The sequence below is a fragment of the Denitraticella aggregata genome, assembly GCF_048158365.1.
GTDB lineage: Bacteria > Pseudomonadota > Gammaproteobacteria > Burkholderiales > Rhodocyclaceae > Azoarcus_F.
The window spans coordinates 1-19,869 of the sequence record NZ_JBLLNL010000010.1 but is presented as its reverse complement, the minus strand read 5'-3'; the positions used below and the strand labels follow the sequence as shown (position 1 = coordinate 19,869).

Genomic DNA, 19,869 nt, shown 5'->3' with positions numbered 1-19,869 from the left:
GTATCTGGGACTTCATGATGGACTGCGCCCGTGGACATGAAGCTGACCGCCGGATTACAAAGCTGTAATCCGGCAGCCCGGGCGGGATCGGGACCCGCGACGGCCTCAGCCGACGCTCAGCGCCACATGTCGCGCATCTTCGCCGCCAGGTCGATCGCCGCCTGGCACGAGGCCGGCGAACCCTGCAGCTCGGGCGGAGGCGGCGGCCAGCTGATCTGCTCGAAGTGGCCGAGCAGGCGGTTCAGGATGAAGCGGCTACGCCCGGCATAGACGTGGCGGTCGCCCAAGCCCGTCTGCTGGCTGACATAGAAGCGCTGCGGCACGATCAGATCGAGCGCGTCCTTTGCCCGCGTCATCGCGACATACAGCAGGCGGCGCTCTTCCTCGATCTCGGCGCTGCTGCGCGTGGCCATGTCGGACGGGATGCAGCCGTCGACCACGTTGAGCACGCTGACCGCGTTCCATTCCTGGCCCTTGGCCGAGTGCATCGTCGACAGGATCAGGTAGTCCTCGTCGAGCATCGGCATGCCGACCTCACCGCTGGTGGCACTGGGCGGATCGAGCGTGAGCTCGGTCAGAAAGCGCTGGCGGCTCGGACAGGTGGCGGCGATGCGCGCGAGCTGCTGGATATCGAGCAGGCGCACCGGCGCATCGTCGTACAGGCGCGGCATCTGCGCCGCGTACCAGCCGCAGGCGAGTTCGAAGTCAGCCGGCCATTGCGAGCGCGCGGCCAGGCGGTCGATCAGCGCGGCGAAGTCCAGCCAGCCCCCATGCGCCGCCTCGGGCACCGGTTGATCGGCAAGCAGCGCACAGCCCCCCGATGCCGCACACACCTTGTCCAGCACGCGCACGGCGGTCTTCGGGCCGATGCCGGCCAGCAGTTGCATCGCGCGAAAGCCCGAGATGCGGTCGCGCGGGTTTTCCGCCCAGCGCAGCAGCGCGAGCACGTCCTTGACGTGGGCGGCCTCGAGAAACTTCAGCCCGCCGAACTTCACGAACGGGATGTTGCGCCGGGTCAGTTCCATCTCCAGCCGCGCGCTGTGCGCCGAGGCGCGGAACAGCACGGCCTGCTGCTTCAGCTTCAGCCCTTCCTCGCGCCGCGCCAGCACGGTGTCGACGACGAAGGCCGCCTGGTCGGCGGCGTCCTTGACCGACACCAGCCGCGGACGTTGCGCAGCAGGCGCGCGCCGATCGCGTGAAAGGTGCCCGACCACGCAAGCTCCGCGCTCGCGAGTCCGGGCCGCCTGACCGCCTGGGCCAGAAGGCGCTTCACGCGGCGTCCCATCTCGTCCGCCGCCCGTCGCGAAAACGTCAGCAGCAGCATGCGTCCCGGGTCTGCGCCGTGCACGATCAGATGGGCGACCCGATGCGCCAGCGTGCTGGTCTTGCCCGACCCCGCGCCCGCGATGACCAGCAGCGGCAACGACGGCTGCGCGCCACCATCGGCCAACCCATGCTCCACAGCTTCACGCTGCGCCGGGTTGAGGTGATCGAGCGGATCGAGGCCGGGAGCGCGGGTTTGCGTGGAACAGTCCGGTTCGAGCCTGGGTGCGGGAGACGCGGGCGACATGAGAGGCGGCCCCGATTGTTTGGACAGGGATTCCGGTTTGATGAGTGGAGCCTTGCCAGTGAGGCCCCGGTGCCCTGAGGTCCGGGGTCCGGGTTGGTTTCGACTTCCCCGTATTCTATAAAAACCGATCCGAGCTTGGTGGAGCTTGTGGGCCAAGGAGCGCGTAATCGGCTGTGTTTCCGCATGCTTATGTGTTTTTTTGGCTGGATGCCACGCTGTTCTCGACAGACCACTCCGGGCGTGCCCAGCGATATGTGCGACAACGAACAGATTTCGCCGGCCAAGGGACTCATATTGAGCGTATGACAATCGGCGGCGTCGGTTTGACTGTTCACAATGCAAGTTGATGGTGCTCGCTTGCCGATGTCGTCCACTGCAAGCGAGCACCATCAACGCAGGAACGGCAATGAAAACGAGTGTTATTGAAGTGCACGCCATGCTGTCGGTATTGAGCGTGGAGGAAGTAGAAAGGCGGATTCGTGACGTGCCGGGTGTCGAAAGCGTCACTGTGAATTTCGCTGCAGGAAGCGCCAATGTGCGCTACGACGAAACCCGACTTGAGGTCGCCGATATCAAGTCGGCCGTACGCCAACGCGGGCACGATTCCGCCACCTCCGCCGTCGCTTCGACGGGCGAGGGTCATGAAAGCGACATGGCACGGGGCGCGCAACCCCACGAGCCTGAAGCGGTCTCCAGCCATTCAGACCACGACAAGCACGACAACCATGACAAGCACGAGGGTCACTCGCCCGCGATGTTCCGGGACCGGTTCTGGCTCTCGCTGGCTCTCACCGTTCCGGTGGTCTTCTGGTCGGCCCATATCCAGGAGCTCCTCGGCTACCGGGCCCCGCAGTTCCCCGGATCGGATTGGATCGGGCCGGTGCTCGCCACGATCGTTTTCGTCTACGGCGGTCTGGTCTTCCTGAAGGGCGCGTGGCGAGAGCTGCGGTCCCGACTGCCGGGGATGATGACGCTTATCTCGCTCGCCATCGCGGTCGCCTTCCTGTTCTCCTGGGTTGTTCAGCTCGGGCTGATCGAGGCGAATGCGCTGTGGTGGGAGTTGGTCACGCTGGTCACCATCATGCTCCTTGGCCACTGGATCGAGATGCGGTCCATCAATCAGGCTCAAGGGGCATTGAAGGAACTGGCGAAGCTTCTCCCGGACACCGCGACGCGGATCACCGATGGAGGCGAGGAAAAGGTCGCCGTCAGCACGTTGCAGAACGGTGACCTCGTGCTGGTACGTCCGGGCGAGAGCGTTCCCGCGGACGGCATGGTCCGCAAGGGCGAGAGCGACATCAACGAGGCGATGATCACCGGGGAGTCCAGTCCGGTGAAGAAGCGGGAAGGGGACGAGGTGATCGCCGCCACGATCAACGGAGAGGGATCTCTGCGCATCGAGGTCACCGGGACTGGAGAGAAGACCAAGCTCTCCGGCATCATGCGGCTCGTGGCCGATGCGCAGGAATCCAAATCCAGAGCGCAGCATCTGGCGGACCGCGCGGCCCGGCTTCTGACCTTCGTGGCGATCGGCGCCGCCGCCATCACCCTGGGGGTGTGGCAGTTGGTGGGGGCAGCGATCGACTTCTCCGTGGTGCGGATGGTCACGGTGCTGGTGATCGCCTGCCCCCACGCGCTCGGACTGGCCGTGCCGCTGGTGGTGGCCATCTCCACGACGCTGGGAGCTCGGAACGGGCTTCTGGTGCGGGACCGACGTGGGCTCGAGGAGGCCCGCAACCTCGACACCGTGATCTTCGACAAGACGGGAACGTTGACGCTCGGCGAGTTCCGGGTCGTGACCATGTCCGTTGCGGAAGGACTGGCCGAGGACGAAGCGCTTCGGATCGCGTCCGGCATCGAATCGGAGTCCGAGCACCCGATCGCCCGAGGCATCGTAAAGACCGCGGAGGACAAAGGCATAGAGGTTCCTGCCGCCGATGGCTTCCGCGCGATCACCGGCAAGGGTGTGGCGGCCACAATCGACGGCGAGGAGTACCACATGGGTGGCCCGGCGCTCCTCAAGGCCGAGGATGTCCAGGTGCCGCCGGCGCTACTGGAGGCGGCCGGGGCTGCGGCTGACCGCGGGCAGGCAGCGATCTATCTCGTTCGTCAAGGCAAGGTCCTCGCCGTTTACGCCGTGGCGGATGCGATCCGCGAAGAGAGCCGCGAAGCCATCGCGGCGCTGCATGAACGAGGGATCGAGGTTGCCATGCTGACCGGCGATGCGCAGGCCGTGGCCGATGCCGTCGCCAAGGAACTCGGCATTGACACCGTATTCGCGGAAGTGCTGCCCGACGACAAGGCCAACAAGGTCCGCGAGCTTCAGGCCCAAGGGAAGAAAGTTGCGATGATAGGCGACGGCGTCAACGACGCACCGGCCCTGGCCACCGCCGACATCGGGATTGCGATCGGCGCGGGAGCCGACGTCGCCGTCGAGGCCGGGCATATCGTGCTGGTGCGATCCGACCCCCGCGACATTTCTCGGATCATCACCCTGAGCAGGGCCACCTACCGGAAGATGATGCAGAATCTCTGGTGGGCGGCGGGCTACAACATCTTCGCGATTCCCCTGGCCGCTGGCGTGCTTGCGCCGTGGGGCATCCTGCTCACACCGGCCGCGGGCGCGGTGCTCATGTCGGCGAGCACGGTGGTGGTGGCGATCAACGCGCAACTGCTGAAGCGGGTCAAACTATGAATCCATCCGGGAGTGCCCCGCCCTCGTCGTGCGCGCTAGAGCCTCATCGTGGCAGCAACGGTGATGGCGGCGATCCTGATTACAGAGTTTTTCTTCCTCAAGACACGCCGATCCGAGGATCAACCGGAGCATAAGCATTCCGGCTGACATATCCAGGCAGGCAGATCATCCACCCCGGCAAGAACAGCCCACAAGACTATGAGCACAAAAATCAAAACATCGGATTTCCTGGTGCAGCCTGGAGATGAATTCGCGCTAAGCGACTGGCCCACAAAGGTGGAATCCCTGTTCAAGTCGAAGAAGCACTATCGCAAACTCCTGCGGGAGCAGGTTGAAGGTCTGAGCGAATCGCAACGGATGCACTACGCGTCCGACAGTCAAGCGGTGCTGATCATCTTTCAAGCGATGGACGCGGCTGGCAAGGACGGGGCCATCCGGCACGTCATGTCCGGAGTCAATCCGCAGGGATGCCAGGTTTTCAGTTTCAAACAGCCGAGCGCTGAAGAACTTGATCATGACTTTCTTTGGCGCACAACGCGCCGGCTGCCGGAACGCGGCCGGATCGGCATCTTCAATCGTTCCTACTACGAGGAGGTGCTGATCGTCCGTGTCCATCCAGAGCTTCTGCGCAGCCAGAAGCTGCCTGCCGCGTTGATCGCCAGGCAGGCGATCTGGGAGGAGCGGTATCGTTCCATCGTGGACCTGGAGGCTCATCTCCACCGCAACGGCACGCGGATCATCAAGTTCTTCCTTCACCTGTCAAAGGACGAACAACGCAAACGCTTCATCGCGCGGATCGACGAGCCCGAAAAAAACTGGAAGTTCAGGCTCGCAGACGTGCGCGAGAGGAAACACTGGAAGGATTACATGCAAGCCTACGAGGCATGCCTGGCGGCGACCAGCACCGAGAACGCGCCGTGGTATGTCGTTCCCGCCGACGGCAAGAAGAACGCTCGCTTGATTGTTTCGCACATCATCCTCGAAACCATGAAAGGACTCGGGGTCGGCTACCCGCAAGTGAGCCCGGCGCGCCGCAAGGAATTGAAGGCAATCCGCAAACGGCTCTAAAAAAGAAAAATGACGGCGCGCTTCGATCACATCGAGATTCATCCGCAATCGCCGCGGACCTGGCGTTGGCCCTTGCCGGCATCCGGACGCAGATCGACAGCGGCGCCGCCCACGCGGCACTTTGTGCGGACTTCGATGCGAAGAACGAACATCTTCTCGAGGACAGCCCCACCTTCCTGTTCGACGAAGGGCGGCAGAAGCTCTATGGCAATGTCGGCTATCGAGTCATCGAGGCAAGTATCGAGGAACTATCGATGCGAAAGCTGAGGACCAGGACGGCGAGGCCAACCGGGAGGGCTATCGCGACAACGACGCCTCCGCCGCGATGAAGCCAACTGCTGAAGCTCGGCTGCGTGGGTTGGCGCACAGACGTCGGCGAATGATGAGCCGAGATTGAACATGCGGGTGCGGATCCCGAATCAGCATTGTTCTGTTCTGAAGGCAGCTGCACTGCGTGAGGGAGCCTGAGAAGTCTGGCTGTCGTGGTGCAGATTTGCCGGGCGGCGTGATGACCTTTCAGTCTCACGCTTCATTCGCCGAAGCGGTCTGCCGGTTTCATCGTTTAGCTTGGGGAAATTCATGAAGATTTTGTCTGGTCTGGCTGTTGGTGCGGCGTCTCAGTTGGCCGCCGGCGCCGCATTTGCACAGTACGGAAACATGATGGATGGTGGCGCGTCGCGCATGGGCTGGATGGGTGGATACGGGATATGGGGGCCGCTCATTGTTGTCGCCGTGCTTGTTGGTGTCGTGGTACTCGTCATGAAGGGAAGGGGAAAGTGAGCGCGGGTGACGGCCCATTTCTGCGACAAAGCTCCGATTGGTACGGAATGAACATCCGCCGCCGGCTCAGGCCTTTTCCGTGCGCTTCCTCTGCTTGACGTTGCAATTCGTAGTCGCGGCCGAGTGCGTCACGAACACTTTGCCGGCGCGCGCTTCCGTTCCATGGGACGCCGCATCCCTCGGGGCTCGCGCGCCCTCGGCGTAAGTAGCCCGCTTGTCAATCGGTTTATCTGGAGAGTCACATGAAGAAATCACTCGCAATTGCTGTCGGTACCCTGGTTCTGCTATCCGCCTACGCTGGGGCGCCTCTGGCCCAGGATGCGAACGCACCGGCGCCGAACTCCACGGCCACGCCGGTCGACCCATCCATGAACATGAGCGGCCTTATGGGTCAGATGGACGAGCACATGAAAAAGATGCAGGCGCTGCACGACAAGATGGCCAGCGCCGCCACACCGGAGGAGCGCCAGAAGGTGATGGACGAGCAGCAGCAAGAAATGCAACGCGGCATGGTCACGATGAAGCCGATGATGCAAGGGGGCACCATGATGGGCGGCATGGACGGTGGCATGATGGGTCAGAAGGGGCAAGCTGCGGATGCCAACGCGCAGATGCAGATGATGCAGAAGCGCATGGACATGATGCAGATGATGATGCAAACGATGATGGACCAGCAGGGCATGATGGCCGGACCCCGGAACCCCGATGCCCGACCCGGGAAGTAGCAGGACCAATCACCTCGGTCAGCCGGTTATAAATCAGGTCGATGGCCCAAGGTGACGCAGGTGTGATGAGTACAGCACCAGACACTGTCTCGTCATCGCCGCGAATCGGAGCGCCCTCGGGTGCGGCAGAAGCACTCAACCACGCGTGCTTTTGCTTCAGTCTCGACCAGCACGCGCTGGCACGAGCGCTCGACTCCGAACTTGGCCAGCCGGGCCTCGCCGAGATGGTGCGGTCGCGTTGCCCGTTCCTTTTCTCCGCGCAACCCGTGTTCGTGGCGGCACCGCAGTTGCAGCGCATGGTGCAGGTCATGCAGGCCGTCGAATCGGTCGTGGCCTTGCCGGCCTATCGGGAGCAGGTGCTGGCCGCCGCGCCGGCCATCGCCCGGCAGGACACCGCAGGGCCGCTGGGCGTTTTCTTCGGCTACGACTTTCACCTGGATCAAGGTCACTTGGGACTGATCGAGATCAACACCAACGCCGGTGGGGCGATGCTCAACGCCGCGCTGGCGCGGGCACAACGGGCCTGCTGCACCGCAGTGGATCGGTTGGTGCCCACGTTGGCCGCCGTGGCCGCCTTCGAGCACGGCATCGTCGAGATGTTTCGCCACGAATGGCGTTTGTCCGGCCTGGGCGGAAATGCGCGACCACTGGCGAGCATCGCCATCGTCGACGCGGCACCCGAGGACCAGTACCTCTACCCCGAGTTCCTGCTGTTCCAGCAGTTGTTCGAGCGGCACGGCCTGCGAGCGGTCATCGCAGACCCGGCCGCGCTCGAGTGGCGCGGAGGCGCTCTGTGGCACCGTGACCTGGCCATCGACCTGGTCTACAACCGGCTGACCGACTTCTACCTCGAGCAAGCCAGCAACGCCGCGCTGCGCGAAGCGTATCTGCAACGCGGGGTCGTGCTGACACCGCATCCGCAGGCCCATGCGCTGTACGCCGACAAGCGCCGCCTCGCACTGTTCAGCGATGCCACACGATTGGGGGCGCTGGGCATTCCTCAATCCACGCAACGAATCCTGCTGCAGCATGTGCCGCGCACCGAGGTCGTCGATGCGGCCGATGCGCCGCGCCTGTGGGACACGCGCCGCAGCCTGTTCTTCAAGCCGGTGGCTGGCTATGGCAGCCGTGCGGCCTACCGGGGCGACAAACTGACGAAGCGGGTCTGGCAGGACATCCTGGCCGGCGACTACGTGGCCCAGGCCATCGTCGCGCCGGGGGAAAGAATGGTCAATGATCAGCCCAACGCGGAAGCCACCAAGGCCCTGAAGTTCGACCTTCGCGCCTACACCTACGACGGCGCGGTGCAGTGGGTCGCAGCGCGGCTTTACCAGGGGCAGACAACCAATTTCAGAACCCCGGGTGGCGGTTTTGCGCCGGTGTACAGCGCTGCCGATGCGTCAGGTAGCGCCCGCCAGGCTTGTACCGGAGAACGCGCTGCCGAAGATGCCGAGCATGCATCCTACGTGTTCCTTCTCGACGAAGACAGTGGTGTCCACCCTGTCCCGCATGCGTTGTACGTGGCGCTGGCTCACGGCGAGGCAACCGCCCCGGCGCTGGCCGGCCAGACCCTGCGTCTGGCCGACTGGTGCGTGCGCCTGAAGAAAGGAGAGCCAGACAGCGTCGCCAACGAAACCTGCAGCCTGGTGCACTTCGACGCGCAAGGGCGGGTCGAGCAGATGCGAACGCCTACCGAAGATGCCGCCTGGCCTACCGTCGCGGAACGGGCGCGGATGCGGGAGCTCCTGTTCGCAGGGGCCGAGTCGCCCGGGGATCCAAGCCGCTTCACGAACGCGACTACCCTTTGCCATGACAGCAAGCCCCACCTGGAGAGCGGCGGCTTCCGAAACGGGGCCCGACTTCGAGGTGACCCACCTCGCACTCCTCGGTGAAGTGAACGAAGCCTCGTTTCAGGGTAGCGGCCCAGCCGTTGCCGAGTTTCGCGCCGGCCACCTCGAATTCGCTCTCGATCCGCTCGGCGGTGACCTGCAGAAGGTCATAGGTGATTCTGACCTCGCGGCCCGCGGCCTCGATCGACTCGATACCCATCAATTCGCTGACATGCTCGATAAGCATGCGCGCTTTTTCGGCATCGAGCGGTGTCCCGAGCTCGAAGCTGCGGTGCTTGAGCACGGTGCGTCCCTCCTGCTTTGGGGCAGGCCGGCCCCCTAGGCCGATAAACAAATGCGGGTGTGCGAGAAAACGGTCTCGGCACTGCGTGGAGCAGAACGCGTATATCGTTCCCGCAAAGTCGTGTGCAAAGCTGTCGGCATTCACTTCCATGCCGCAAACGACGTCTTTCAACTTGAGATTCATGATGCCCCCCGTTCGATTAATGACTTGCTTGGGCAGTCGCGTGGTGCCTCAGTCTTGTGATGCCGCTGGCACACTCTGGCCGCGTCACGGCATGAAGGCCGACCTGGCCGCGTAGCCAGGGTTACCGCACGACCCCCAGCCTTACACGCTTCAGCAACAGCGAATTACCGATGACCGACAGCGAACTCGCCGTCATCGCGACGACGCCGATCATCGGGTGCAAGAGACCAAGCGCCGCAATAGGGATCGCCGCGAGGTTGTAGAACCAGGCCCAGAACAGGTTCTGCACGATCTTCGCAAACGTCGCCTTCGACAGCTGGATCGCCTCGACGACCTTGGTCAGCTCGCCCTTGACCAGCGTGACGTCGGCCGCCTCGATCGCGACGTCGGCTCCGGCCCCGATCGCGATACCTACGTTGGCCTGCTTGAGCGCGGGCGCGTCGTTGATGCCGTCGCCGACCATTGCGACATGTTCGCCGTGCTGTTGCTGAAGCTCGCGGATCGCATCCACCTTGCCTTCGGGCAGCACGCCGGCCCTGACTTCGTCGACGCCGACCTGGGCGGCTACGAAGCGTGCGGTGCGTTCGTTGTCGCCGGTGACCATGACGACCCGGATGCCTAGCGCGTGGAGTTCGGCGATCGCCGCCTTAGAATCGGCCTTGACCGTGTCGGCGACCGCGACGATACCGGCCGCGCGGTCGTCGATGGCGACCAACATCGCGGTCTTGCCGTCGTTCTCGAAGCCCTTGAGGATGTCGTCGAGCGACGCGAACGCGATTCCCGCTTCGTCGAGCATGCGGCGACTGCCGACACGCACGAGGCGTCCGTCCAGCTCGCCTTGCACGCCGCGCGCGGTGATCGCCTTGAAGGCTTGGACCGCGGGGATGTCCAGTTCCCGATTACGCGCACCGTTGACGATGGATTGACCGAGCGGGTGCTCGGAACCGGCCTCGACCACTGCGGCCGCGCGCAGCACCTCATTTTCGTCGAAACCCTCGGCTGCGACCACGTCGGTCAGTGCCGGCTTGCCCTCGGTGACCGTACCGGTCTTGTCGAGTACGACGACCTTGATGTCCTTCAAGGTCTGAATCGCCTCGCCCGAGCGGATCAGCACGCCGCGCTCAGCGCCGAGACCGGAGCCGACCATCAGCGCAGTCGGCGTCGCCAGGCCCAGCGCGCACGGGCAGGCGATGACGAGCACCGCGACCGCCGACAGCGTGCCGACCATCAACGGGCTCAGCGTCGGATCGACCCATGGAAGAAACCCCGCCCCCCAGACGAGCACAGGCTGCAAGTTCGCCGAGATGACGAGCCACATCGCAAAGCTTGCAAGACTGATCACGATTACCGCCGGCACGAACTTGCCCGTGACCCGATCGGCGAACTCCTGGATAGGCACCTTGGAACCCTGCGCCTGTTCGACCAGGCGAATGACCTGGGACAGGAAGGTGTCCGCGCCGACCTTGGTCGCGCGGATCGTCAGCATGCCCTCCTTGTTCAGCGTCGCGCCTATGACCGTGTCACCCGGACCCTTTTCGACCGGCACCGATTCGCCGGTCGCAATCGACTCGTCGAGGTGGCTGTTGCCATCCACGATTTCGCCGTCGGTCGGCACTTTTGCACCCGGGCGCACCACCATCACGTCGCCCGCCTGGAGTTCGGCGACCGGCACCTCGACCTCGCGGCCGTCGCGCAACACCGACGCGGTCTTGGCGCCGAGCGTGAGCAGCTTCTTGATCGCCTGAGAGGCGCGGCCCTTGGCCCGAGTCTCCAGGTAGCGGCCGAGCATGTGGAAGCTCATGATCGTCGCCGCCATCTCGATGAACGAGGTCATCGGGTAGAAGAAGCCGATCAGACCGATGAAATATGGCGGCAGGCTGCCGAGCGAGATCAGCACGTCCATGTTGGCGGTGCGGTTGGTCAGCGACCGCCACGCCGAGCGGTGTGTCGCAAAGCCACCGTTGGTGAACACGACCGGAAACGCGAGGATCGCGACGATCGCGAGGTAGCCGGGAATCGGCTGCCAGAACATGTGCGGCACCATCAGCAGCATGATCAGCGTGGTCGGGACAGCAGCGATCCACAGCCGCTTCGAGGCCAATGCGAGGTAGCGCTCCTCGGATTCGGCTTGCCCCCCGCCAACGCCGCCGCTGCCTTCCTCGAGCGCGTCGACGTCGTAGCCGGCCCGCTCGACGGCTGCGCGTATTTGTGCCGCTTGCGTCAGTGACGGGTCGAAACTCACCGTGACGCGGTGGTTCGCGACATTGGTGCCGACTGTGGAGATGCCGGGAAGGCGTCTTATCGAGCTGGACACCAGTCCGGCGCAGTGGTCGCTACCCATGCCGGGGACGGTCAGGCGGACGCTGTTGGCGCCGCTTGCAGTGGCGGGGACTTCGAAGCGGGTACCGCTGTTGATTTTCCCCGCGGATAGGGTATCGATCTTTGCCATCAGTGCATTCTCCTGGTCGCTTGCTCGACCGGGCACGGCGCGGCAGAATTTCGGCGGCATATTTGCCGGATTCGCGCATAACGCACCCATCGGGATCAAGCATAGGCGCTGCGCGCTGACCCTCGGATGACCCGGCGGTTACCAATCTGTAATCCGGTCGGCAAACGGCCTTCGTGCAGGCTAAGAAATGTGGTGTGCGAAAACGCGTAGATTCATGCTTCGACTGCGCCTTCTCTCAGGTATGACCGCCGTGCTCTGCTCGGTTTGACTCTGTGCTCGCTAAAGGGTGGGCGCTTTGGGCAGCATCGTCACCCTGCGCATCAGCCAGATCACCGTCAGGGGCACAACGATCCATTGCAGCAGCGGTGATACGCCGATTCCGACAATCGTCGGCATGGACTCGACGTACGCCCATGAGCCCGCGACATGAACGTTGTGCCACTCGCTGAACGCCGTGTAGCTCACACCGCTTGCGATCAGCACCGGCAATCCGTGGGCGAGCCGACGCCATGGCCACAAGACGTCGCGCGCCCACGCCGAAGCGACAAGAAAGCTGCCTAGGAGGCTGTCGGACTTGAGCGATCGTCACGAGCCGGGTGGGAAAGCGAGGACAGATCTGGTCGATTTTGAGGCGCATAGTGGTTCTATGCAACGAAAAATCGGGCAGATATGGACCGCTTCTCCCACCGGCGCAGTAGATCAGCCTCAAGTCCGACAGCCTCCTAGCGCGATCAGGCCGTCGCCGCCCGTGCAATGGACGACCGCCCAGGCGACAGCGGCAGGCGTATCGTCCCGCCACAGGGTATAGAGCGGAAGCTGCGCGACCTCCCATATCAGATGAACGGTCAGCGACAGGGGCACCCATATCCAGAGCACTCGCAACTTGGCCTTCGATCCGCCTCCGGTCATGGGGCGCTGCCTTGGGCCGCGTTCCCGTGAGCGACGGCTGGCCTACTGGATGCCCGCGCGCCGCTGATGCGCGCGAATGTAGGCCGTGACATGGGCCACGTCGTCAGGCGTGAGGCCGGCCACCGGTTCCATGTCGCCGAACTGCCAGTGATGCGCGCGCACACCGCTGGCCACGGCAAGCTGGAAGGCCGGATCACTGTGATGCGCGGGTTCATACACGTTGTGCAGGAAGGGCGGACCCTTGTCGGTGCCCTTCATGTCGACACCGTGACAACTCGCGCAATACGTCTCGTACAAGGGTTTACCCAGAACCGGATTGGGCATCAGACCGGCGCTCGGTTTTGGCGGCGGTTGCCAGCTTTGCGTGTGCGCCGCGACGGGGACCACCGCCAGCAATGCAACCATCGCACGAAGAAGTCTCGTGCGAGACAGGACCGTTCGACTCATCCCTGAGTACCTCCCGATTCCGTGATGGAGTTCATCATCGCGTCGTCGACTGGAGAATCATCTGCATCAGGTCCATGCGCTTCTCGAGCGCTTCCACGCGCTGCTGCATCAGCTCATGGTGCATTCCGGACCGGCCCTCGCGCATCATCTCGTACCTCTTTTCCGGGCCCATCCCGCCAGCTCCTGGACCCATGCCCATTCCCGGACCCATGCCCATGCCAGGTCCGGCACCCTTCTCGCCGGACATCATTGGGCACATCGCCGGCATGCTCTCCATCATCGCGGCCATGTCCGCCATGTGTTCTTCCATCAGTTTCATGCGCGCTTCGGGGTCGCGGGTCTCGCGCATCTGCTGCATGCGTGCCCGCAGTGCCTGCATGCGCTCGGCGGCCGCGACCTGTGGTGCGGCCGCTTCAGCCTCGGTCGGATGATGGGCGTCATGTTCATCGGCCTCGTGGGAAGCCGCCATCGTCGGAGCGGAAAAAAGCAGTGCAGCGACGAGTGCCGATGGCAACGCGATCGTTCTGGTCATTTTCATGATGATCTCCTGGTGATGCGCGGATATGCCGCGCGACGGAACAAATGATGAACCCGGTTCGCGGACAGGAAGCTGACCGCCGCATTACAACGCTGTAATCCGATGGCGGCGCCACGAGCCCAGATCGTCCGGGCCGATCAGACTGTTCATGACGTGTCGGACGCATCCAGCACGTAGCCCATGCCACGCAAGGTCCGGATCAGCTTGGGCTCGAAGTCGTCGTCGATCTTGGCGCGCAGCCGTCGCACCGCGACTTCGATGACATTCGTATCACTGTCGAAATTCATGTCCCAGACCTGCGACGCGATCAGCGAACGCGGCAGGACCTCGCCCTGACGACGCATCAGCAGTTCGAGCAGTGCGAACTCCTTGGCGGTCAGATCGATGCGCACTCCGTCCCGGGTCACCCGTCGGCGCATCAGGTCGAGTTCCAGGTTGGCCGCCTTCAGCACATCCGGCTCCTTGCTTCTGCCCCGCCGCAGCAGCGTACGGACCCTGGCAAGCAGTTCGGAGAATGCGAAGGGTTTGACCAGGTAGTCGTCGGCCCCGAGTTCCAGCCCGCGCACCCGGTCCTCGACCGCATCGCGCGCGGTCAGGAACAGCACCGGCATCTGGTGCCCGCCGCGTCGCACAGTCTGCAGGATGCCCCAGCCGTCGAGGCCCGGCAGCATCACATCCAGCACCAGCAAGTCGTAGTCTCCGGTCTGAGCCAGGTGCAATCCGTCCAGTCCGTCCCGCGCGAGGTCGACGATGAAGCCGGCCTCGGACAGACCCTGGCGAAGATAGTCACCGGTCTTCGGTTCATCCTCGACGATCAGAATCTTCAACGTGGCGCTCCCGATGTTCGCGTGATGCGGGGAATTCCTATTCTGCCATTCGAACTGCGCCGGGGTACGCACATTACCGAGATGTAATGCTGCAGTCAGCTTACAGTCGGGTTCGACGCGTCGGCGTTCGAACCGTATCAGCGTGCCGGGTGCATAATGGGCGTCAGTCCAATAATCTTCGAATACTTCCTGTACCGGACGGATCGCCTTGGAAGCACATGCCATCCCCCACGTCCGCGAGGTCGTGATTTTCCTGATCGCGGCCGGCATCGTCGTGCCGCTGTTCCATCGATTCCGGATCAGCCCGGTGCTGGGTTACCTGATCGTGGGCGGCATCGTCGGCCCCTACGGACTGGGCCTGTTAGCGGGGCAGTTCCCGTGGCTGCAGTACGTCGTCATCACCGACCTGGCAGGCGTGCAGGCGCTGGCCGAACTGGGCGTGATCTTCCTGCTGTTCATGATCGGCCTGGAGCTGTCGCTGGATAGATTGTGGGCGATGCGCCGCATGGTGTTCGGACTGGGGAGCCTGCAGATCCTGGTGTCGGCGGGCGTCATCGGTCTGATCGCGTGGGAGTTCGGCAACTCACCGGCCGCGTCCATCGTGCTGGGCGCGTGTCTGGCGCTGTCCTCGACCGCGATCGTGATGCAGTTGCTGATCGACCGACGCGAACTGGCCTCCCCGCTCGGGCGTTCGAGCTTCTCGATCCTGCTGATGCAGGATCTGGCGGTCGTGCCCATCCTGTTCCTGGTCGGCGTGCTCGGTGCGAAGGCCGGCGGCAATGTCGGGCTTGCGCTGGCACTGGCTCTGGGCAAGGCGTTGCTGGTGATCGTCGGGATCTATCTGGGCGGACGGCTGCTGTTGCGCCCGCTGTTCAACATGGTCGCCCACTCGCGCAGCGCCGAGATGTTCATGGCCGCCACGCTGCTGATCATCATCGTCGCGGCGCTGATCACCGGCGCCACCGGGCTGTCGATGGCACTCGGCGCGTTTCTGGCCGGCCTGCTGCTCGCCGAGACCGAATTCCGGCATCAGATCGAAGTGGACATCGAGCCCTTCAAGGGCTTGTTGCTCGGCTTGTTCTTCATGTCGGTCGGCATGGGCATCGACTATCGAGTCGTGGCCGACGCAGCGGGGTGGATCTTCGCCTCGGTCATCGGCCTGTTCGTGATCAAGTCGGTCATCACCGCATCGCTGTGCCTGATCTTCGGGCTGCCGCGGCATGTGTCGCTGGAGGCTGGATTGCTGCTCGGCCAAGGCGGCGAATTCGCGTTCGTCGTGGTCGGACTGGCGATGGCGCTGGGCCTGGTCCCGCAGGACGTCGGCCAGTTCATGCTGATCGTGACCGGCCTGACGATGGTCGTGACCCCGCTGGTCGCGGCGAGCGCCAGTCGGCTGTCGACCAGAATGGAGAAGGCGCTGCGGGTCCGACCGGTCGAGGACGACGATCCCAGTCACATCGCCGAGATGCAGGGTCATGTGCTGCTGTCCGGATTCGGGCGCGTCGGCTGCCTGATCGCGCGCATTCTCGATGCCGACGGAATCCCGTTCGTCGCGGTCGACAACAGTGCGTTCAACGTCGCCGAGGCCAGGCAGATGGGCTTGCCGGTCTATTTCGGCGACGCATCGCGGATCGAATTCCTGCGTCGCGCCCACGCCGACCGGGCGAGCATGCTGGTGCTGACGATGGACGATCCGGATGCGATCGAACAGGTGGTGCGGGCGGTGCGCGCCGAGTGGCCCGAGCTGCGTATCGTCGCGCGCGCACGCGATGCCCGACATGCGGCACATCTGCTCGACCTCGGGGCGACCGAAGTCATCCAGGAAACCCTGGAGTCGGGCCTGCAGCTGGCCGGTCGCGTATTGCACCTGGCCGGAACCCCCGAAGAAGTCGCGCGACGGCGTATGGAGGTTCAGCGCGAGGATGAGATGAAGGCGCTACGGGAGCTGATCGGTTGACCGGGGGGGTGTTCTTACATCGACCCGTTTCTATCCCGGGGTGGATCAGGCTCCCCGGTGCGATCCATCAACGCGGTAAGCTCGCCGCCGCATGAACCACATGCCCAACATGCCCACTCCGAGTAACGCAAGCGTGCCGGGTTCGGGGACCTGAAATACCTCCGATTGCCTCAGCACGTCTGCCGCTTCGGCGTTTGTAAGCAAAAGGTTCTGTTCCGATTCAATGACAGGACCGCTGCTCCCCTCACCGCGCGACGATCTGTCGCCGACGGTGACCGCGACACTCATGAGTCGGATACTGCCGCCACCCACCGCGACGTCACGCATGAGCTTGAACCTGACCATACCAGTGGTGAAGTCGAAGAATGGGGTGACATCGAGATTCGTCACGTCGAAAGATGCGGCCCGCCCCGAATGTATCTCGTTTTCACCGAGAAACAGCCTGATCGTATCGTCCTGCGCCGCAGCGTTGTTCGACACCTTGAAACTCAGCGTCAACAGCGCCTGGAGGTCGCCATCCATGGCTTCCGAAAGCATGACCGAATGCGTGTAGATCTTTCCCGCGCTCGTTATGTTGGGACTGCCGGAAGACTGCGTCATCGAGACGGGCACTGCCTGAGCAGCAGTGGCCAGGACGGTCAGAATTGCGCCGAGCACGAAGGGATGGAACGCTCTGGTGCTGTCCCGCTTGGGCGATCTGAGTGAAAACCAGCCGAGAACAGTTTCAATCATATGCCATCCTTTAATATCCGGGCGCCGAAATAGGGCGTAGGGAGGGATCACCCGAAGATCGGAAGCGAATCGAAGAACCCCTGGTTGTCAGGAAACATTAACGCAAGATCCGAGCCATAAACCGTCATATCGACGCAACACATTGATCGCACTGATTTAGTGCATCATTCTCGCAACGTTCCATTTCCGATGTTTTCATACAACTGTAAAATATCCCGACACTCATTTCGGGTCGTTTTGGGCGGTACGAGAACCGAGGGCATTGGGATCACCGCGATCGCCCTGGGCAGGACCGGAGCGCGAAACGCCGGCATCAAGGTCCTGCCAGTCGATGCGTGCTTAGTCACCTGCGTCGAGCGCCGCCATGTAATGCGCGACGAAATCCGCGAATTCGCCCTGCTGCTCCTGCTCGACCTGGGATTGCGCGGCCAGTGAATCGCGCGCGGCCTGCTCGAAGGCCTGTTGCGTGGCAGGATCCAGCGGTCGTTCGCGGAACCACGCCGCATGCCGTTCGGACTGGCGCAGCGCGAAGGCACCGAAGCTGAGTCCGTCCTCGCGCATGGCGCTCAGCACGCGGGCCGACGGGGTCAGCTCCGGGTCCAGCAGTTTCGCGCGCTGCGCGGCCACGGCTTCGCGGTGCGCGTCGGTGCCCAGCGCCGCGTCCAGCAGTGCGGCGCACGGGCCGATACGCTCCAGCAGTTCCAGCCCCCAGTGCAGCAGCTCGCGCGGTTGCCCGAGTCGTTGCAGGACCAGCCCGGGCCGCCTGCCCTCCTTGACCGTCAGCGCGAAGTTGCGACCGGTCTCGCGGCACTCCTCGCCCGACATCGCCGGACTGTCCTCGAGCGCGCAGTAGAGCAGGAATGCGTCGAGGAAGCGCGCGGTGGTCAGCTCGATGCCGAGCGCCACGAAGGGGTCGATGTCCATGCAGCGCACCTCGACGTACTGCACGCCGCGCGCGCCCAGCGCCTGAATGGGTCGCTCACCCGGGTTGCTCACCCGCTTCGGGCGGATGGTCGAGTAGTACTCGTTCTCGATCTGCAGGATGCTGGTGTTGAGCTGCAGCCATTCGCCGCCGCGTCGCATGCCGATGGCCACGTACGGCGGATACGGCGTCGTGACTGCCTCGCGCAATTTGTCGAGATAACTGGGCAGACAGTTGTAGCAGGGCTGGATGCTCGCCTGCGCGCTGTTCTGGTAGCCAAGGTCGCTCATCCGCAGGCTGGTCGCCCAGGGCAGGTACAGAGTGGCCGGGTCGAACTCGTCCAGGCCGTGCACCCGGTTCGTCAGGAAGGTCGCGCACACCGCCGGGGATGCACCGAACAGGTACATCAGCAGCCAGCTGTAGCGCTGGAAATTACGGATCAGCGCGATATAGCGCGCGGACTGGTAGTCCTGTGCGGCGATGGTGTCGCCGTCGGCCTGGTGCAGCACGCGCCACAGAGACTCGTCCAGCGAGAAGTTGTAGTGGATGCCGGCGATGCACTGCATCGCCTTGCCGTAGCGCACCGCCAGCCCCTTGCGGTAGATATGCTTGATCTGGCCGATATGGCTGGGGCCGTATCGTGCGATCGGGATGTCGGCCTCGCTCGGCAGCTTGCACGGCATCGACTCGCACCACAGCATCTCGTCGCCCAGTTGCGCGTAAGCGTAGCGGTGGATCGCGTCCAGTTCGTCGAGCGCGCGCGACGGATCCTCCTGGGCTGAGGTGATGAACTCGAGCAGCGCTTCGGAATAGTCGGTGGTGATCTGCGGGTGCGTCAGCGCCGAGCCCAGAGCCGGCGGGTGCGGTGTCAGCGCGAGATAGCCAGCGGCATCGACACGCAGACTCTCCTTTTCCAGTCCATGCAGACTGTGGCGCAGCAGGTCGATGTGTTCGGCTCGTTCGAGCAAGCCCAGGCGGCGGGAAAGGGTATCGGTCAAGATTGCGATTCCTGGTTTGTTTGGGCCGAATGATAGCGGATTGCACCGCCGAAACGCGGTTGCGCGACACTGTCCGCGACGACGCCGGGGCGGCGCCTGCCTTACGATCGTGGCGCGCTGATCAGCGATTGGCTCGAACGGCCGCTACCGTCTGCGCGCGCCGTTCAAGTGCGACGCCGACTGTGTCGTGTTGACCAGCCGATCCGCCTCGGGCGCGTCGAGCACCCGCCCCGGCCAAGGGATCAAGCCGTTGACGCGGCGACGATAGCGGGCGTAAACGTCACCATGCTGCACCAGCAGCTTGCGTTCCTCGAGCAGCGACCCCAGCCACAGGTAGAGACTGATGCAGAGCGCACTGACCAGTCGCACCTCGTCCATGTCGCGCGTCCACAGCATCACCAGGGCCAGCGCGTACCATGGATGGCGGACATAGCGATGCAGCGGCGACAGCGTGAAGCGCTCGCCATCGTCGATTCCGGTCGGCCGCTCGCGCCACTGCGCGAAGCCGCTGAACACGCCGGTGTCATAGTAGCGCAACGACCAGAAGAAGCCGGCCAGAGCGGTCAGTGCGAGTCCGTCGGCCACCCACGCCCACGGCCCGGGCCAGACCCACAGCATGGGTCCGCGCCATGCGACGAGCGCCGCCAGCAGCGGCAACAGCAGCAACAATGACAGCAGGTTGAAAGCGAGACGGTAGCCGCGCAGTGCGCCGGGCCATCGATCTCCGATCCGACGCTTGACGCACGTCGACGCAAGCAGCGAATGGATCAGCGCATAAAGCGCCCATCCAAAGACGAGCGCAGCGATCTGGAGTACTGAAAGATACATGGCAGCCGATTCAGTGTGTTGCCTGGTTGGCCGCCGTCGGTACGCGGATCAGTAAAGGTCGGGGCAGGCCTCCTGGTACCTGCCCTGTTCCCGTCATCACGTGAGGAT

Annotated in this window: 18 protein-coding genes; 7 read left to right on the top strand and 11 right to left on the bottom strand. The window is 63.8% G+C overall.

What is annotated here, in order from left to right; genetic code table 11:
• Positions 1-116 precede the first annotated feature (116 nt).
• Both ACKVEX_RS12655 and ACKVEX_RS12650 read right to left on the bottom strand, forming a co-directional pair.
• A complete protein-coding gene (locus ACKVEX_RS12655) occupies positions 117-1,157 on the bottom strand; it encodes a 3'-5' exonuclease (protein ID WP_473216099.1) in 1,041 nt (346 codons plus the stop codon).
• Positions 1,082-1,570, bottom strand: coding sequence for a UvrD-helicase domain-containing protein (locus tag ACKVEX_RS12650; RefSeq protein ID WP_473216098.1), 489 nt, complete (start codon positions 1,568-1,570; stop codon positions 1,082-1,084). The genes ACKVEX_RS12655 and ACKVEX_RS12650 overlap by 76 nt, the downstream gene beginning before the upstream one ends.
• A gap of 406 nt (positions 1,571-1,976) precedes the next feature.
• Here ACKVEX_RS12650 and ACKVEX_RS12645 point away from each other — a divergent pair, with 406 nt between their 5' ends.
• The 6 genes from ACKVEX_RS12645 (at position 1,977) to ACKVEX_RS12620 (ending at position 8,730) form a co-directional block, all read left to right on the top strand.
• The gene (locus ACKVEX_RS12645) at positions 1,977-4,265 is read left to right on the top strand and encodes a heavy metal translocating P-type ATPase (protein WP_473216097.1); all 2,289 of its coding nucleotides are present in this window, start codon (positions 1,977-1,979) and stop codon (positions 4,263-4,265) included.
• A gap of 198 nt (positions 4,266-4,463) precedes the next feature.
• Complete coding sequence (locus ACKVEX_RS12640; RefSeq protein WP_473216096.1) at positions 4,464-5,333, top strand: ADP-polyphosphate phosphotransferase; 870 nt, start codon at positions 4,464-4,466, stop codon at positions 5,331-5,333.
• 65 nt (positions 5,334-5,398) lie between these two features.
• Entirely contained in the window at positions 5,399-5,662 is a 264-nt protein-coding gene (locus ACKVEX_RS12635) for a hypothetical protein (protein ID WP_473216095.1), read from the top strand.
• A 250-nt stretch (positions 5,663-5,912) separates the two neighbouring features.
• Positions 5,913-6,113, top strand: coding sequence for a hypothetical protein (locus ACKVEX_RS12630; RefSeq protein ID WP_473216094.1), 201 nt, complete (start codon positions 5,913-5,915; stop codon positions 6,111-6,113).
• A gap of 242 nt (positions 6,114-6,355) precedes the next feature.
• The gene (locus tag ACKVEX_RS12625) at positions 6,356-6,838 is read left to right on the top strand and encodes a hypothetical protein (protein ID WP_473216093.1); all 483 of its coding nucleotides are present in this window, start codon (positions 6,356-6,358) and stop codon (positions 6,836-6,838) included.
• A 41-nt stretch (positions 6,839-6,879) separates the two neighbouring features.
• Complete coding sequence (locus tag ACKVEX_RS12620) at positions 6,880-8,730, top strand: hypothetical protein (protein ID WP_473216092.1); 1,851 nt, start codon at positions 6,880-6,882, stop codon at positions 8,728-8,730.
• On the opposite strand, the gene ACKVEX_RS12615 is transcribed toward ACKVEX_RS12620, so the two are convergent.
• The 6 genes from ACKVEX_RS12615 to ACKVEX_RS12590 all read right to left on the bottom strand — a co-directional run bounded on the left by ACKVEX_RS12615 (position 8,636) and on the right by ACKVEX_RS12590 (position 14,324).
• Complete coding sequence (locus ACKVEX_RS12615; protein WP_473216091.1) at positions 8,636-9,154, bottom strand: YHS domain-containing protein; 519 nt, start codon at positions 9,152-9,154, stop codon at positions 8,636-8,638. The two genes, ACKVEX_RS12620 and ACKVEX_RS12615, sit on opposite strands and share 95 nt — an antisense overlap.
• Positions 9,155-9,275: 121 nt before the next feature.
• Complete coding sequence (locus tag ACKVEX_RS12610; protein WP_473216090.1) at positions 9,276-11,603, bottom strand: heavy metal translocating P-type ATPase; 2,328 nt, start codon at positions 11,601-11,603, stop codon at positions 9,276-9,278.
• 279 nt (positions 11,604-11,882) lie between these two features.
• Positions 11,883-12,086: a hypothetical protein gene (locus ACKVEX_RS12605; RefSeq protein WP_473216089.1), complete on the bottom strand. Its 204-nt coding sequence runs from the start codon at positions 12,084-12,086 to the stop codon at positions 11,883-11,885.
• Between the two features lie 468 nt (positions 12,087-12,554).
• The gene (locus ACKVEX_RS12600) at positions 12,555-12,917 is read right to left on the bottom strand and encodes a c-type cytochrome (protein ID WP_473216088.1); all 363 of its coding nucleotides are present in this window, start codon (positions 12,915-12,917) and stop codon (positions 12,555-12,557) included.
• A gap of 76 nt (positions 12,918-12,993) precedes the next feature.
• Complete coding sequence (locus ACKVEX_RS12595; protein WP_473216087.1) at positions 12,994-13,497, bottom strand: hypothetical protein; 504 nt, start codon at positions 13,495-13,497, stop codon at positions 12,994-12,996.
• 146 nt (positions 13,498-13,643) lie between these two features.
• Positions 13,644-14,324 carry a heavy metal response regulator transcription factor gene (locus tag ACKVEX_RS12590; protein ID WP_473216086.1) on the bottom strand — a complete coding sequence of 227 codons (681 nt, stop codon included), beginning with the start codon at positions 14,322-14,324 and terminating at the stop codon, positions 13,644-13,646.
• A 208-nt stretch (positions 14,325-14,532) separates the two neighbouring features.
• Between ACKVEX_RS12590 and ACKVEX_RS12585 the strand changes: the two genes are divergently transcribed.
• Positions 14,533-16,281 (top strand): monovalent cation:proton antiporter-2 (CPA2) family protein, encoded by a 1,749-nt coding sequence (locus ACKVEX_RS12585; RefSeq protein ID WP_473216085.1) that lies wholly within the window; start codon positions 14,533-14,535, stop codon positions 16,279-16,281.
• 45 nt (positions 16,282-16,326) lie between these two features.
• Here the strand turns inward: ACKVEX_RS12585 and ACKVEX_RS12580 are convergent, their stop codons facing one another.
• The 3 genes from ACKVEX_RS12580 to ACKVEX_RS12570 form a co-directional block, all read right to left on the bottom strand.
• On the bottom strand, positions 16,327-17,013 hold the full coding sequence (locus ACKVEX_RS12580; protein WP_473216084.1) for a PEP-CTERM sorting domain-containing protein: 687 nt from the start codon (positions 17,011-17,013) through the stop codon (positions 16,327-16,329).
• A gap of 339 nt (positions 17,014-17,352) precedes the next feature.
• A complete protein-coding gene (gshA, locus tag ACKVEX_RS12575) occupies positions 17,353-18,933 on the bottom strand; it encodes a glutamate--cysteine ligase (RefSeq protein WP_473216083.1) in 1,581 nt (526 codons plus the stop codon).
• A gap of 144 nt (positions 18,934-19,077) precedes the next feature.
• Positions 19,078-19,761, bottom strand: a complete 684-nt coding sequence (locus ACKVEX_RS12570) for a methyltransferase family protein (protein ID WP_473216082.1) — start codon at positions 19,759-19,761, stop codon at positions 19,078-19,080.
• Positions 19,762-19,869: the final 108 nt, after the last annotated feature.